Source organism: Methylobacterium hispanicum (assembly GCF_022179285.1).
GTDB lineage: Bacteria > Pseudomonadota > Alphaproteobacteria > Rhizobiales > Beijerinckiaceae > Methylobacterium > Methylobacterium hispanicum.
Genome location: NZ_BPQO01000007.1, coordinates 207,209 through 221,438 on the forward strand (window position 1 = coordinate 207,209; position 14,230 = coordinate 221,438).

At 71.0% G+C, this 14,230-nt stretch carries 16 protein-coding genes, 1 tRNA gene and 1 riboswitch; of the genes, 7 read left to right on the plus strand and 10 right to left on the minus strand.

The genetic code is table 11. The annotated features are described in order from the left end of the window. Positions 1-7 precede the first annotated feature (7 nt). Positions 8-2,218, minus strand: a complete 2,211-nt coding sequence (locus MFF56_RS10685) for a transglycosylase domain-containing protein (protein ID WP_066918256.1) — start codon at positions 2,216-2,218, stop codon at positions 8-10. Between the two features lie 321 nt (positions 2,219-2,539). On the opposite strand from MFF56_RS10685, the gene MFF56_RS10690 reads away from it, so the two are divergent. Both MFF56_RS10690 and MFF56_RS10695 read left to right on the plus strand, forming a co-directional pair. Then, positions 2,540-2,824: a hypothetical protein gene (locus MFF56_RS10690; RefSeq protein ID WP_238229999.1), complete on the plus strand. Its 285-nt coding sequence runs from the start codon at positions 2,540-2,542 to the stop codon at positions 2,822-2,824. A gap of 4 nt (positions 2,825-2,828) precedes the next feature. Further along, positions 2,829-3,119, plus strand: coding sequence for a PilZ domain-containing protein (locus tag MFF56_RS10695; RefSeq protein WP_066918259.1), 291 nt, complete (start codon positions 2,829-2,831; stop codon positions 3,117-3,119). Between the two features lie 3 nt (positions 3,120-3,122). On the opposite strand, the gene MFF56_RS10700 is transcribed toward MFF56_RS10695, so the two are convergent. The 3 genes from MFF56_RS10700 to MFF56_RS10710 form a co-directional block, all read right to left on the minus strand. Beyond that, positions 3,123-4,232, minus strand: coding sequence for an acyltransferase family protein (locus tag MFF56_RS10700; protein ID WP_066918261.1), 1,110 nt, complete (start codon positions 4,230-4,232; stop codon positions 3,123-3,125). 98 nt (positions 4,233-4,330) lie between these two features. Continuing rightward, entirely contained in the window at positions 4,331-4,702 is a 372-nt protein-coding gene (locus tag MFF56_RS10705) for an HNH endonuclease family protein (protein WP_066918263.1), read from the minus strand. A gap of 42 nt (positions 4,703-4,744) precedes the next feature. Then, positions 4,745-5,584 carry an alpha/beta hydrolase gene (locus MFF56_RS10710; RefSeq protein ID WP_066918265.1) on the minus strand — a complete coding sequence of 280 codons (840 nt, stop codon included), beginning with the start codon at positions 5,582-5,584 and terminating at the stop codon, positions 4,745-4,747. A gap of 175 nt (positions 5,585-5,759) precedes the next feature. Next, a riboswitch (TPP riboswitch) is annotated at positions 5,760-5,868 on the plus strand. Between the two features lie 74 nt (positions 5,869-5,942). Here MFF56_RS10710 and thiC point away from each other — a divergent pair. Then, entirely contained in the window at positions 5,943-7,832 is a 1,890-nt protein-coding gene (thiC, locus tag MFF56_RS10715) for a phosphomethylpyrimidine synthase ThiC (protein ID WP_066918266.1), read from the plus strand. A gap of 206 nt (positions 7,833-8,038) precedes the next feature. Then, positions 8,039-8,413 carry a hypothetical protein gene (locus MFF56_RS10720; RefSeq protein ID WP_156453448.1) on the plus strand — a complete coding sequence of 125 codons (375 nt, stop codon included), beginning with the start codon at positions 8,039-8,041 and terminating at the stop codon, positions 8,411-8,413. A gap of 128 nt (positions 8,414-8,541) precedes the next feature. Here MFF56_RS10720 and MFF56_RS10725 read toward each other — a convergent pair whose 3' ends face one another. Continuing rightward, on the minus strand, positions 8,542-10,770 hold the full coding sequence (locus MFF56_RS10725) for a DUF1522 domain-containing protein (protein WP_066918270.1): 2,229 nt from the start codon (positions 10,768-10,770) through the stop codon (positions 8,542-8,544). Positions 10,771-10,967: 197 nt separating this feature from the next. Between MFF56_RS10725 and MFF56_RS10730 the strand changes: the two genes are divergently transcribed. Next, positions 10,968-11,369 (plus strand): flagellar biosynthesis repressor FlbT, encoded by a 402-nt coding sequence (locus tag MFF56_RS10730; RefSeq protein ID WP_066918272.1) that lies wholly within the window; start codon positions 10,968-10,970, stop codon positions 11,367-11,369. A gap of 6 nt (positions 11,370-11,375) precedes the next feature. Here the strand turns inward: MFF56_RS10730 and flaF are convergent, their stop codons facing one another. Further along, complete coding sequence (gene flaF / locus MFF56_RS10735; RefSeq protein ID WP_066918274.1) at positions 11,376-11,738, minus strand: flagellar biosynthesis regulator FlaF; 363 nt, start codon at positions 11,736-11,738, stop codon at positions 11,376-11,378. Positions 11,739-11,921: 183 nt separating this feature from the next. Here flaF and MFF56_RS10740 point away from each other — a divergent pair, with 183 nt between their 5' ends. Next, positions 11,922-12,173 (plus strand): hypothetical protein, encoded by a 252-nt coding sequence (locus tag MFF56_RS10740; RefSeq protein ID WP_238230000.1) that lies wholly within the window; start codon positions 11,922-11,924, stop codon positions 12,171-12,173. A gap of 24 nt (positions 12,174-12,197) precedes the next feature. On the opposite strand, the gene MFF56_RS10745 is transcribed toward MFF56_RS10740, so the two are convergent. The 3 genes from MFF56_RS10745 to MFF56_RS10755 all read right to left on the minus strand — a co-directional run bounded on the left by MFF56_RS10745 (position 12,198) and on the right by MFF56_RS10755 (position 13,515). Continuing rightward, positions 12,198-12,350 carry a hypothetical protein gene (locus tag MFF56_RS10745; protein WP_197430407.1) on the minus strand — a complete coding sequence of 51 codons (153 nt, stop codon included), beginning with the start codon at positions 12,348-12,350 and terminating at the stop codon, positions 12,198-12,200. A 138-nt stretch (positions 12,351-12,488) separates the two neighbouring features. Further along, positions 12,489-12,800, minus strand: a complete 312-nt coding sequence (locus MFF56_RS10750; RefSeq protein WP_066918279.1) for a hypothetical protein — start codon at positions 12,798-12,800, stop codon at positions 12,489-12,491. A 184-nt stretch (positions 12,801-12,984) separates the two neighbouring features. After that, positions 12,985-13,515 carry a metallophosphoesterase family protein gene (locus MFF56_RS10755; protein ID WP_066918288.1) on the minus strand — a complete coding sequence of 177 codons (531 nt, stop codon included), beginning with the start codon at positions 13,513-13,515 and terminating at the stop codon, positions 12,985-12,987. 131 nt (positions 13,516-13,646) lie between these two features. Here MFF56_RS10755 and MFF56_RS10760 point away from each other — a divergent pair. Beyond that, positions 13,647-13,721, plus strand: a tRNA-Gly gene (locus MFF56_RS10760). Between the two features lie 209 nt (positions 13,722-13,930). Here the strand turns inward: MFF56_RS10760 and MFF56_RS10765 are convergent. Then, positions 13,931-14,191, minus strand: a complete 261-nt coding sequence (locus MFF56_RS10765; protein WP_066918280.1) for a hypothetical protein — start codon at positions 14,189-14,191, stop codon at positions 13,931-13,933. Between the last annotated feature and the right edge of the window lie 39 nt (positions 14,192-14,230).

The window sequence follows — 14,230 nt, forward strand, 5'->3', positions numbered from 1 at the left end:
ATCCGCCCTACTCCCCGACGCCGAACAGCTTCTCGAAGAAGTTGCGGTCGTCCTGGGGCTGGGCCTGGCGGCGGCGGGGTTGCGGCTGGGCCGGCTGCGGGTTGGTGCCGAAGATCTGGCCCAGGATCTCCTCCGGGCCGCCCGCGCTCGCCACCGAGGCCGTGGTCGCCGCCTCCGGCGCCCGGCGCCAGCGGTTCATGCCGGGCAGCGGCACGGGCGTCTGACCTTTCAGCGCCACGCTCATGTAGCTCTTCCAGATCTCGACCGGCAGGTTGCCGCCCGAGGCCTTCTTGGTCGGCTCGCCGTCGTCGTTGCCGAGCCACACGCCCGTGACGAGCGTGCCCGAGTAGCCGATGAACCACGCATCGCGAAAATCCTGGCTCGTCCCGGTCTTCCCGGCGAGGTCCCAGCCCGCGATGTCGCCCTTGCGCGCGGTGCCCGACACGAAGGTCTCGTGCATCATCGCGTTCATCATGCCGGCCGCGTTCGGGTCGATGACCCGGCCGAGCCCGCCCTCGCCGCGCCGGTACAGCACCTTGCCGCCGGCAGTCTTCACGGAGGCGACGACGTACGGGATCACGCCGGTTCCGCCGTTGGCGAAGGCCCCGTAGGCGCCGACCATCTCCAGCGGCGTCACCTCGGAGGTGCCGAGCGCGATCGAGCCGTTGGCCTGGAGCGGCGAGGAGATGCCGAGGCGCTGGGCCGTCTGCACCACGGCCTTCGGGCCGACCTCCTGGCCGAGGCGCACCGCCACCGTGTTGAGCGATTGCGCCAGCGCGCTGCGGAGCGTCACCGAGCCCTCGTAGCGGTGCGAGTAGTTCTCGGGCGCCCAGTTTCCGATCCGGATCGGGGCGTCCTCGCGCACGCTGTCGGGGGTCGCGCCGCGCTCGACCGCCGCGAGGTAGACGAAGGGCTTGAACGAGGAGCCGGGCTGGCGCCGCGCGGTGGTGGCCCGGTTGAACTGGCTCTGGGCGTAGTCGCGTCCGCCGATCAGCGCGCGGATCGCGCCGTCCGGCTTCATCGAGACCAGCGCGCCCTGGTGGACGTTGTAGCGCGTGCCCTGCTTGTTCAACTCGTCCACCAGCGCCCGCTCGGCGGTCGCCTGGAGGGAGGTGTCCACCGTGGTCTGCACCACGATGTCGCTCTCGAACTTGCCGACGAAGTCGTCGAGCACGTCCATCACGAGGTCGGCGACGTAGTTGGCCGAGCCGCCGCCGCGGCTGCCCGCGGGCTTGGCGGGTTGCGCCAGCGCCACCTTCGCGTCCTGGGCCGGCACGAAGCCGAGGTCCTGCATGGCCGCCAGCACCTGGGCGGCGCGCGCCTGGGCCGCGGGGAGGTTGCGGTTCGGCGCGAGCCGGGACGGCGCCTGGACGAGGCCGCCGAGCATCGCGGCCTCGGCGAGGCTCACGCTCTTGGCGGGCTTGCCGAAATAGCGCTGCGCCGCCGCCTCGACGCCGTAGGCGCCGGCACCGAAATAGACGCGGTTGAGATAGAGCTCGAGGATCTCGTCCTTCGTGTACTTGTGCTCCAGCCACAGCGCCAGGATCGCCTCCTGGATCTTGCGCGAGGCCGAGCGCTCCGGCGTCAGGAACAGGTTCTTGGCGAGCTGCTGGGTCAGCGTCGAGCCGCCCTGCGCCACGCCGCGCCGGGTCAGGTTCTGCGCCACCGCGCGGGCGATGCCGACCGGATCGACGCCGAAATGGCCGTAGAAGCGCCGGTCCTCGATCGCCACGAAGGCGCGCGGCAGGTAGGGCGGCAGCTCCTTGATCGAGACGACGCGCCCGCCGGTCTCGCCGCGGTTGGCCATCAGCGAGCCGTCGCTGGCCAGGATCGCGATGTTGGGCGGCCGCTTCGGTACGGCGAGCTGGTCGATGGGGGGCAGCTGCGAGGCGTGGTAGGCGACGAGGCCCGCGACTCCGATCACCGCCCAGAGCCCGAGCACGACGCAGCCGTAGGCGAGCCGCCCGAGGAACGAGCCGCGCCGCTTCCTCGGCTTGCGGGCGGGGCTGCGCCGCTGGGGAGCGCCGGTGCCCGAACCGCCCTTGGCGCCACCCTTGGCGCGGCCCTTGGCGCCGCCGTCCCGCCCCGATGAAGCCACGCCACCTCCCGCCCGATCCTGGTGGGACAGGCGCAGGTCGAGGGTGCCGGGGCCCGCGACGCGGCCTTCCGGCACGTCGAAGTTCGGCTCGCCCCGGTCCCGTCCGCGTCCGTTCGCCATGCCCTCATCCGGTCCTGCGGGTGCGCCGGCTCGCGTCCGGCGCCGGCCCGTGACCCTGCTTCGGCACCGTAAATGCGGCGGGTTTAAGAGGTCTTTACCATCGGGGCGGGCGCCGGCCCCCGCCGGGGGAGCGTCCGCGCGGGCGTCCGGGATCCCGCGCGGAGGGGCCTTCCGGGCGCCGTCGGGCGGCCCGGTCCGAATACGCGCGGGACGGCGCGGCGATGCGTCGAATGCGAGGGAGTTTCGCAAGCCGCGGTTGAAGGGTTTCGACTTCGATGGGCCTTCTGCGGATCCCTGCCGGGACCGGGACAAGGGCCCACGATGATCGACGCCGTACAGAGCGCGGCCGGCGGCATGGCCGCCGCCCAGGCCCGCTTCACCGAAGCCGCCGTACAGGTCGCCCGCATGCGGGCCGGTCCCTCCGGCACCGGGCAGGCCACCGACACCGGGAAGGCCACCGGGACCGATCTGCCCGCCGCGGCGCGGATCGAGCTCTCGCAGGCGGCCCGAAAGATCGCCGCGTCGCGGGCGGGCTTCGCCGCCGACGCCGCCGCCGCCCGGGTCGCGGACGACGCGACGCGGCGCCTCCTCGACGTGAGGGCCTGACCCCATGGCCGCCGCAAGCCTCGCGCCGCACCGCGTCCCAGCGGACCCCGCCGAGCGCCGCGCCTCGCCCCGCACGCGCGTCGATGAGAACGGGCTGATCTCCATCGACGAGCACACCTCCCTGCCCTGCCTGATCTACGACCTCTCCGATCACGGCGTCCGGCTGGTCTCGCTCGACGCCACCTGCGTGCCGGAGATCTTCCTCCTCGCGGCGCGGCCCTTCGCCGAGCCGCGGGTCTGCCGGGTGGTGTGGCGCGGGCCGGAGGAGATCGGCGCCCGCTTCGCCGCGTCCTGAGCGCTACGGGCCGCCGACGGGCGCCGGCCGCGGCGCGAGCGGCGCGTCGGCCCGGTTGGGCGCCCCGGTGCCGGCGAGGTGGAAGGCGCGCGGCCGCCGGAACAGGACGTCGAGCCGGGTGCCGCGGACCAGCCGCTCGAGGACGAGCGGCACCAGGGCGGCGCTCGCCGCGACGATCAGGCAGGCGAGGCCGACATCCGTGATCAGCCCGGTTTCCACGACGAGCGTCCGCGCGACCGCCATCGGCAGGAAGAAGGCGAGGTAGATCGCGATCGAGCGGTGGCCGCAGGTGCGCAGGGCCCGCGCGACGGGGCCGCCCCCCTCCGCGAGCAGCACGGCGGCGGCGACGAGCGCGACCGCGCCGAGCGCCCCCGCCGCGAGACCCAAGCCCGGCAGGCTCGCGAGCGGCGGCGAGCCCGGCCCGGCGGCCGGCGTCAGGGCGATCCAGCCTTCGGCGAGCGCCCAGAGCGCGAGGGCGCCGAGCGCCGGGCCGGGCCGGGCCCGGACCGCTTCCGCCAGGGCGAAGACCCGTCCGGCGAAGAGGTAGCCCGCGACGAAGAACACGTAGCGGGCGCAGAACTCCTCCACGAGGTAGGAGGGCGTGTGGGGGGGGAAGACCTGCAGCAGCGCCGCCCCGCCGAGCAGCACCGGGCCGGGCAGCCGCCGCAGCAGCTTCGTCACCACCGAGAACACGGCGAGCAGGTAGATGAACCAGAGCGAGGCGTAGGGCTCGACCAGCGCCAGGGCGAGGTGGCGCAGGAACGCCGCCGGGCCGCCGTCGCCCGCGATCTCGCCGTACTTCGCCGCCGACTGGATCAGCAGCCAGAGCCCGTAGAAATAGGCGAAATGCACCACCCGCTTGTCGGCGAAGGTGCGCCAGCCGCGCCCGATCACCCGGCCGAGGAACAGGCCCGAGAGCAGGAAGAAGGCCGGGATCCGGAAGGGCTGGGCGAAGGCCACGAGCGGGTGCAGGAAGCCCTCGCCGCCCATCGCGGCACCGGTGCCGAGCGTCGCGTGCATCGTGACGACGAGCAGGATGCACAGGCCCTTGGCCACGTCGACCCAGGCGAGACGCAGGCCGTCCTCCGGCGTCGTTCCGGCTCTCGGGTCCATCCGCGCCTCCTCAACCCCCAGGTGCAACCGGTCGTCGCGGGCATCGTGCCAGGATTCGCGGTGCGAGCGCAGCTTTGGGTGAAGACTTGGTTAAGGCGTCACCGGTCCCGCCGGGCGCCGCGGCGCTCGCGGGTGGTCCGGGTGGCGGCGTGGAAGTCGTCGGGCTTGGTGCGGACCCAGGCGAGGAAGCGGGCGATCTCCGGATCCGTCCGCAGGGCCTCGACGTCTGCGAGCCGGCGGGCGATCTCGGCCTCGCTGTAGCGGGCGTGGATCGCCGAGTGGCAGATCTGGTGCAGCCGCACCGTGCCCCGATGGGTCCCGCCCTTCAGCTTCGGCGTGAGGTGATGCAGGCTCGAGCGCGCGCCCGGCGGGATCGGTCGGTCGCAGAGCGGGCAGATCGTCGGCGCGGCCGCCAGCGGCCCGTGCGTCGCCGGGTCGTCGTCGCGCCACCTGCGGTCCCGCCTGCCCAAATCGACGCCTCCCGGCCGACCATATGGGGCGCGCCGCCCCGCTCAGCGGGCCGCGGCCGCCGCGGCATCGGGACACGCGCGGGCGGCCCCGAACAGGGCGGCGGCCTCCCCGTCGCGCGCGCCCAGGATGCTGACATGGTCGCCCGGGATCGGTTCGAACCGGGCCCTCCCCGCCTCCGCGAGCCGGCGGCCGAGGCGCTCGGGCACCACCGGGTCGTCCGTGCCGTGGACGATCAGGATCGGGCCGGAGAGTCCCGCGATGCGCAGGTCCGACCGGTAGGTGTCGCGCAGGAGCCAGCCCGGCGCCGCCGGGACATGCACGCGCGCGGCCGAGACCATCGAGTCGAACGGCGCCTCCAGGTAGAGGCCCGCGAAAGCTCCGGCGGGCAGCCGCGCCGCGACCGCCACCGCGACCGCCGCCCCCAGCGAGTGGCCGTGCAGCAGGATCGGCGCGCCCGGCGCCCGCGCGCGCGCCGCCGCCACGGCGGCGAGCCCGTCGGCGATCAGCCCGTCCTCGGAGGGCGCGCCGGTCGAGCCCGGATAGCCCCGGTAGGCCGGGGCCAGCACGCCCCAGCCGGCAGCAGCCCAGGGATCGGCGACGAAGCGCTCCGCGTGGTATTCCGGCAGCGAGGCGTTGCCGTGGAAGCTCACCACCACGCCGCAGCCCGGGCGCGGCGCCCGCCACAGGGCGTAGAGGCGTTCCCCATCCGCCGTCTCTAAGGTGATCGCCGCGGCTCCCGGCGGCACGGCCCGGTCGCCGGCGGGGGCGGCCTCGCCGTAGGCGCCGGGATAGATCAGCCGCCGCTGCACCAGCGCCAGGGCCCCGACCCCGCCCGCGGAGAGGAGCGCCGCGGCGGCGAGCAGGAGAATCGGGAGGCGCATCGGGACGCTCGGGCCGGGAAGGAGGCCCCGTTATAGCGGCGCCCGCCCCGCGCGCGAGGCGCGGCCGGCGCGGCGGAATGCCGAGATGCGGGGCGCGCCGGTGATCCGGGCGCGCCGTGTCAGGCGCGGCCGCGCCCGCGGCATTGACAAGGCCCCGTAAACCACGGAGGCTCCCGGCCGTTCCGAGGGGAGCCCCGTGAGGGGGGCTGAGATTGGGCCCGGCGGCCCTGACCCTTGAACCTGATCCGGCTCATACCGGCGGAGGGACGGGAACCTGCGGCCTGCTCGTTCGAGCCGGCTCTCACCCGCTCCTCGTCCGGGATTCGGATCGCTCCAAGGAACCAGGGAGAGATCCACGATGAACGCACCCGTCCTGCCCAAAGACGTGAAGGGCTCGCCCGAGAGCGTCACCACCGGCCCCGTCCACGGCTCGCGCAAGGTGTACGCGCCGGTCGCCGGCCGCGACGACATCCGGGTGCCGTTCCGCGAGATCGCGCTGACCGACCCGAAGGAGGCGCCGGTCCGCGTCTACGATCCGTCGGGCCCCTACACCGAGACGGATGCACGTATCGACCTCCTCAACGGCCTGCCCCAGGTGCGCGAGCCCTGGATCGCGGCCCGCGGCTACGCCACCGCCGAGCCCCGCGCGGTCAAGCCCGAGGACAACGGCTTCGCCTCCGCCGACAAGCTGGTCGCCCCCTGCCCCGCCGAGCGCACGCTGCGCAAGGCCGCGCCCGGCCAGATGGTGACGCAGTACGAGTTCGCCCGCGCCGGGATCGTCACCGAGGAGATGATCTACGTCGCCCATCGTGAGAACCTCTGCCGCGAAGAGATGCTGGAGCGGGCCGAGGCCGCGCTCGCGGACGGCGAGAATTTCGGCGCGGCGGTGCCGGCCTTCATCACCCCGGAATTCGTGCGCGACGAGATCGCCCGCGGCCGGGCGATCATCCCGGCCAACATCAACCACACCGAATTGGAGCCGATGGCGATCGGCCGGAACTTCCTGGTGAAGATCAACGCCAATATCGGCAACTCGGCGGTGACGTCCTCGGCGGCCGAGGAGGTCGAGAAGCTGGTCTGGTCGATCCGCTGGGGCGCCGACACGGTGATGGATCTCTCGACGGGGCGCAACATCCACAACATCCGCTCGTGGATCGTGCGGAACTCCCCCGTGCCGATCGGCACCGTGCCGATCTACCAGGCGCTGGAGAAGGTCGGCGGCGACCCGCTCAAACTCGACTGGGAGGTCTTCAAGGACACGCTGATCGAGCAGGCCGAGCAGGGCGTCGACTACTTCACGATCCACGCCGGCGTGCGCCTCGCCCACGTGCCGCTCACCGCGCGCCGCGTCACCGGCATCGTCTCGCGCGGCGGCTCGATCATGGCGCGCTGGTGCCTCGCCGGGCACCGCGAGTCGTTCCTCTACGAGCGCTTCGATGAGATCTGCGACATCATGCGGGCCTACGACGTGTCGTTCTCGCTGGGCGACGGCCTGCGCCCCGGCTCGATCGCCGACGCCAACGACGCGGCGCAGTTCGCCGAGCTCGAGACCTTGGGCGAGCTCACCAAGATCGCCTGGGACAAGGGCTGCCAGGTGATGATCGAGGGCCCCGGCCACGTGCCGATGCACAAGATCAAGGTGAACATGGAGAAGCAGCTGCGCGAGTGCGGCGAGGCGCCGTTCTACACGCTCGGCCCGCTGACCACCGACATCGCGCCGGGCTACGACCACATCACCAGCGGCATCGGCGCCGCGATGATCGGCTGGTTCGGCACGGCGATGCTCTGCTACGTCACGCCGAAGGAGCACCTCGGGCTCCCGAACCGCGACGACGTGAAGACGGGCGTCATCACCTACAAGATCGCCGCGCACGCCGCCGATCTCGCCAAGGGCCACCCGGCCGCCCAGCTGCGCGACGACGCCTTGTCGCGGGCGCGGTTCGACTTCCGCTGGGAGGACCAGTTCAACCTCTCGCTCGATCCCGACACGGCGCGCGCCTACCACGACGAGACCCTGCCGAAGGACGCCCACAAGGTCGCCCATTTCTGCTCGATGTGCGGGCCGAAATTCTGCTCGATGAAGATCACGCAGGACCTGCGCGCCGAGGTGCTGGCCATGGAGGAGGCCGGCGCGGTGATCCACGCGGCGCCCGTCATGTCCGAGGCCCAGCGCGAGGCCGGCATGAAGGCGAAGTCGGAGGAGTTCCTCGCCGAGGGCGGCAAGCTCTACGTCGACGCCGCCGAGTAGGCCGGGACGGGGCATCCGGTGAGCGACAGGGCGGCGGGTTCCGAGAGGGCCCGCCGCCTTTTTCATGGCCGGTCCGGGCGCGTACAATTTCTCGGGCCCCGGTCACCCCGCGTTAACGGTTCTTCTGAAAGGCCTCCTCGCGTTAAAGCCGCGGTCATCATCCGGGCGCCAGATGGACCTCTGTATTCTATCGGAGGCCCATGGCCATGAGCGAGATCGGCAGCGTGCAACCGGCGGACCGGCCGGCGCCCGTCGTCGCGCCCGTCGCGGCTGCCGCGCCGGCGCGCGCGGTCGCGGCGGAGCCCACGCGCACCCCGCTCGAGCCGGCGGTGAAGCTCGACCTGAGCGCGGAGGCGGATGCCCCCTCCCCCGCGCAGACGGAGGCGGATTACCGCGCGCAGTACGTGCGCGACGCGGACGCGCGACAGATGGTCTACCAAGTGGTCGATCCGGCCTCGGGCGACATCGTCGTGCAGCTCCCGACCGTGACGGTGCTGAAGGCCCGCGCCTACGCGGAGCGCGAGGCCGCGCAGACGGCACGCGCCGGCGCGCAGACGGCGCAGGTCGACCGCAAAGCCTGACGGCGCCGGTCGTCAGCCGCGCAAACGAAGAGGGCCGGGGCGATCTGCCCCGGCCCTCTTCGTTTGTCCGGCTCGTGTTCGGCCCGACGGCTCGGGCGCCGCTGTGAGGCGGCGCCCGTCCCTGCTCCTTACCGGAGGAGCTGCAGCACGCTCTGCTGGGCCTGGTTGGCCAGCGAGAGGGCCGAGACGGTCAGCGACTGGCGGGTCGAGAGGGCCTGCGAGTTTGCCGCCTCCTCGTTGAGGTCCGCGTCGGTGAGCTTCGACGAGCCGGTCTGCAGCACGTTGATGATCTGCTTGTTGAAGTCCTGCCGGTTCTGCACCACCGACAGGTTCGAGCCGAAGGTCGAGGCCTGCTGGCGCAGGGCCGTCGAGGCCTGCGTCAGCGAGGAGATGACCTTGTTGGTCGAGGAGATGTCCTCGAACTCGTTCAGACCGTTCTGCCCGAGCTTGGTCAGGCCGAGACCCGACGGATCGAAGGTGACGCCGATCAGGTTCATCGTCGATGAGCCCTTCTCGTTGAACGTCAGCTTCAGCGTGTCGCCGTTCAGCAGGTTGACGCCGTTGAATGAGGCGTCCTGGGCGGTCGTCTTGATGTTGTCCAGGATCTGGTTGAACTGCGAGAGCAGCGACTTGCGAGTATTCTGCGAGTTCACGTCCTCGACCGGCGCCTGGGCGGTCGAGAACAGCGCCGACGCGGTGCCGCCGATGGTGCCGCCATCGGCCGTGCTGCCGATCGTCGACGAGGCGTAGTCGTTCGTCGTCGAGATCGTCAGCTTGCCGCTGGCGTCGAGGGCCGCCTGCATGTTGTTGAGGGCGAGCTTGGCGTTGAGGCCGTCCAGCGTCTTCACCGTGCCGTTGGTGCCGTCGCCGAAGGTGACGTTGACCGCGGTGCCGTTGTTCAGCGAGCCGAAGGTCAGCGTCTTGCCAGAGAGACCGCCGGGGGTGGAGCTGCGTGATGCAGTGAAGCTCGTATCGGTTCCTGCATTACCAGCGAGGCCCAGGGCTGATAGAGCATTTCCGGTGCCGGTGATATTGAGATCAGCCGTTGTCCCGGTGCTGATCTTCAGGATTCCTCCGGCAATAGACGAATTTGTCGCGCCTGCGGTCGTTGCGAGCGTAGTCTTTGCGGAGCCTGTGGTTGCCTTTTGGGCGCCTGTCGCTATGTCAACGGCGTTAAGCACATCAGTAAGTGTCGCCGTCTGCAAATAGACAATAGAGTTGCCGCTTCCATCTGTCTCAACTGGCGTGTCTGCGTTCGAGCTGTTTTGAACGACGCCTGGGCGAGTGCTGCTGGATGCGGGTGCCTCTGCGTCTTTGAAAGTAATTGTCTTGCCATTCACTGTTAGAGTTGAGCCGTCAGCGATCAGAGTGCCCAGGCCTGCTGATCCAGCGGTGCGTGCCACATTGACCGAAGCTGTTCCGCCTCCAGTCGCTGACGTGATGCCGATGGAGGCGAGGATATCTGCCTTGCCGGAGATATTCAGATCGGCGCCAACTGAACTCTTCAGGGTTACGATATGACTCGTGTCGTTGATAGATGAGATCGTCTGGGTTGAACTCGCTGTTACCGTCGCGGCGCCAGCCGAGATCGCAGCCTTCCTTACGCCGCTAGCAAGGTCGATCGCAGAGAGCAGATCGGTGATAGTGCCGCTGCCGAGGTAGACGGTCGAGTTTCCGCTGCCATCCGTCACTACCTGGCCACCAGTAGTAACGCCGGAACCAGCCGGTACATCGGCCGCCGCAGGCGCTGCGCCGCTACGGAATGTGATAGAGCGGCCATTCACCGTTAGCGTGTCGCCGGCTGCAGGTCCGTTCGTCAGGCTGCTCAGTGTCGTCGTCGCAGTTGCCGTACCCGCTGCCGTACCGGCAAGAGTACCTTGTGTACCGCCGAGCTTTGTTGCGTTTGTTGCTGCGGTCGCGCCGGCGGCATTTCCGCTGAATAGAACATTGCTGCTCGCCTGCGCGTTCGCGTACGACGTCGTCCCACGCAGATCTGCGGCGGTCGCGCCGGTGATCGTGGTCGAGACGTTCGACTTGGTGGAGTAGCCGATCGTCGCCTGCAGCGCCTGGTTGGCGACCGACTTGGCGTTGTCGACGAGCTTCTGCAGCGAGGTGATGCCGGTGTTGGCGGCCTGGATCACCTGCACGCCGTTCGAGATCGAGTCGAGGATGTTCGAGAGGTCGCCGGCGCGGTTGTCGAGGCCCTGGGCCGTGAAGAACGAGCTCGGGCTGTCGAGGGCGGTGTTGACCTTCTTGCCGGTCGCGAGGCGGTTCTGCGTGGTCGACAGGAGGCTGGCCGTATCCTGGGCCACGAGCAGGTTCTGCCGGGTGGCAGACGAGAGGGTGATGCTGGACATCGGGGCGATCCGTGCTGATCTGTGGTCCTGCCTTTCTGGCAGTCGCCCCAGAGATCACGCGGGCCCTTGCCGAGCCCTTAAGCTGATCCGCGAGGTTCCTTGCGTGAGACGCCCGGCGCGGTTTTTCCGAGGGCCGCGTTGAGTCACGGTTAACGAAGCGTGACTAGGGTGGCGTCAGGTTCCCCGGAGAGCACGCCATGCCCCTGCGCATCGAACTGAAGCCGTTCGAGCGGCTGATCATCAACGGGGCGGCGATCCGCAACGGCGAGCGTCGCGCCGCCTTCCTGATCGAGACGGCGTGCAAGTTCCTGCGCGAGAGCGAGATCATCACCGAGAGCGAGGCCGACACGCCCTGCAAGCGCCTGCACCTGACGTTGACGGTAATCTACCTCTCGGAGGAGCCGACCGGGCCGCTCGCCCTGTTCTACGCGCAGGCGGCCGAACTCGTCCGCCAGGCGCCCGGCACGGCCCCCTACCTCGCGGCGATCCAGCAGGAACTGGAGGCGGGGCGCCACCACGCCGCGATCAAGCGCGCCCGCGACCTCGTCGCCTACGAGCGCGCGCACCTTGCGCCCGCGGCGGAGCCGGGGGCGGCCTGAGGGGCGTCAGCGGCCCTGGAGGCCGGCCGCCAGGTTCTGGTTGATGGTGATCAGGGCGTCGAGCTTCTCGCGCGAGGGATCGACCATGGTGTCGAGGATCCGGCGGAACACGAAGGCCGCGAGGTTGGCCACGTCCTGCTGCAGGTCCGGCGGCAGCGGGCTTGCCGGGTCGGTCGCGGCGGTTGCCAGGATCGTCCAGACCTTCTGGTTGAAGGTGAGCACCGCGTTGAGGCCGGCCGCGTGGTTGTCCCAGTCGTCGCGCGCCGCCTGGAGCTGACGCGCGGCCTTCATCAGCACCGCGGCTTCCGCCTCGCGCGGGCTGAGCGCGACCTGCGCGGTTCTGGCATAGGCGTTGGCGGCGTAGCTCATGCGGACCCGATCCCTGCAACCCGTTCCCGGACGGCGGATGCCGCCCTGCGGGGCATCGCCCGGGATTGATCACACGGTAAGCTTAAGGGTGTGTAAGCGCGGGCCGCCGCAATCGCGCCCGCATGCGGTGCCAGACCGGCGCCGGTGCGTGGGGCTCTCAGGCCCCGGGAATGCTGTCTTGCGATGACGAACTTTCTGCTCGGGGCGGTCGCCGGGGCGCTCTTCGCCTGCGTCGGCACCATCGCGGCCGTGCGCCAGCCGGAGATCCAGACCCGTCTCGGGCTGCGGCCCGCGGCGATGCTCGCCGCCGCGCCCACCCCCCGGTCGGAGCCCGCCCCGCGGCCGGAGCCCGCCTGCCCGCCCGCCGCCGCCCGGAAGGTCGGCTCCGTCGAGATGCTGCTCTCGCCGCGCCGCTTCTGGTGGATCGCGCCCTGAGGGCCCGCGATCCCGCCGCCCGCCTCAGACGCTGCTGAGCAGGAACATCAGCGCCGTCGTGGCGACCGTGGTGCTGAGGAAGCCGCACAGGGCGGCCGCGAAGGACGGGCCGGTCCGTGCGCCGAGCGAGGGGCTGGCGACGTCTTGACCGAGGTCCTGGCCGAGGCTCTGGTTCATGGCGGAGATCCTGTCGCCGACGGGCTCGCGTCGGGCATGGGTTAAGAGTGCGGTCAAGCTCGCGCGGCTTCTGTGCGGAGGCGCACGCGCTCGCCCGGCATGCGGGATGATGTGGAGGGGCGGCCCGGTCCCGGGCCGCTAGTCGCAGCGGTTGATCCGCTTGGCGACGCGCAGGGCGCGCAACTCGCTGCGCAGGTCGATCGCCACCACGCCGGCCCCGCAATCGTCGAAGGCGTCGCGGGCGTCGTTGTAGCGGTCGCCGACCTCGTCGAGCGTGTCGCAGACCCGGTCGTGGTCGCCGAGGCGGGCTTCCTGGCGCGCCTGGTAGCGGAGCGCCGCCGCCTCGTCGACCTTGCGCCGGGCCTCGATGCAGGCGGGTGCCGCGAGAGCCGCCTGCGTGGCCAGGGCGAGCCCGAGTGCGGCGATGGCGGCTTTGAGGGGCTGTTGCATGGGAACACCGTGGAAACGGGCGCCGGGGTCCCGACGAGCGGAGATCCGCTCCCTGGCCCTTGCGCGTCTGTGACGTGGTCCGAGGTGGTCCGTCATCCGGACACGGGAGGGGCGGAGGTCGCGGGCGGCCTCCCTGCCGGGCGGTTGCCGCATCCTCCTGTCTTCTGGCCTGGAAACGGCAGAGCTAAGCCGATGGTTCCGCGGGACGTTTCGCGCCGCGCCGCCGCGAGACCAGGATCTCGGCGAGCGTGACCGGTACGAAGCCCTGGGCATCGACGCCGACGTCGTACTGCCTGGGGATCGGCTTGAGCTGTCCGTGGCTATGCCCGTGCAGGTTGAGTGCGCCCCGGCCGATCCCATTCCAGGTCCTGAAGGCGTAGTGGCACAGGACGAGGCGGCGCGCCTCGACGGCGACCTCCGCATAGGGGCCGACCCAGGCCCAGCCCGGCGCCGCGAGCGTGTCGGGCCCGTCGTTGTTCCCGCTGATCAGGCGCTTGGTGCCGTGGAGCGCGTCCAGGATCTGGCGCAGGCGCGGTCCGCTCGGCCCGAGGGCGAAGTCGCCGAGGTGCCAGACCTCGTCCTCGGGCGCGACGCGCGCGTTCCATGCGGCGATGAGGGCGGCGTCGTGCGCCGCGAGGTCCGGAAACGGCCTGCGGTCGAGCCGCAGCACCCGCGGATCCCCGAAATGGGTGTCGCTGGTGAAGAAGACGGTCATGGCGCGGCGCAGGATTCCCTCAACGACGCGCGGCCCCGCATCCCGTTCCATCGCGAAGCCCGCGACCGATGCGGCCGGACGGCGGATTCGGCTGGACAGGAGGCGGAGGGCCCTTTAACCAAGGCTGCGACGCGGGCGTAGTTCAGTGGTAGAACGTCAGCTTCCCAAGCTGAATGTCGTCGGTTCGATCCCGATCGCCCGCTCCATCGATCCCCTGGAACCGGACGCGTCGGCAGCCGCGGAACCTTCGAGGTTCCCGCGGCGTCCCCTTCCCGCATCCCCTCGCTTTCGCCGTCGCGGAATGCCCGCGATGGAGCGCGCCGCTCCGGGGGCCGGCCGGAATCGGCTGGCGTTCGGCGCGACACGGAGGGCCGGCCCTGAACGGAACGCTCGGGTCCGAGCGCGCGAAACCGGATCAGCGGGAGCAGCCCACACAGATCCCCCGCGTGATCGCGTCGTCGCGGACCTGTTCGGGCGTGCGCCGTTCGATCGTGCTGCTCTCGTTGGGATCGAGCTTGTCCGGCCTCGGCACGGTCTTGCCGCTCTTCGCGATGTAGTCCGTCCTGTCGGCGACCGCCTGCGGCGGATCCGACCGGACCGCGTCCTGTCCCAGCGCCGGCAGTGAACCCAGAAGCCCAAGCAGGATTCCAGCGGTCACCGAATGTCGCGCAGACATGGCGATCTCCCTAGACGTTCGGGGCAGGATTTCAGGGCG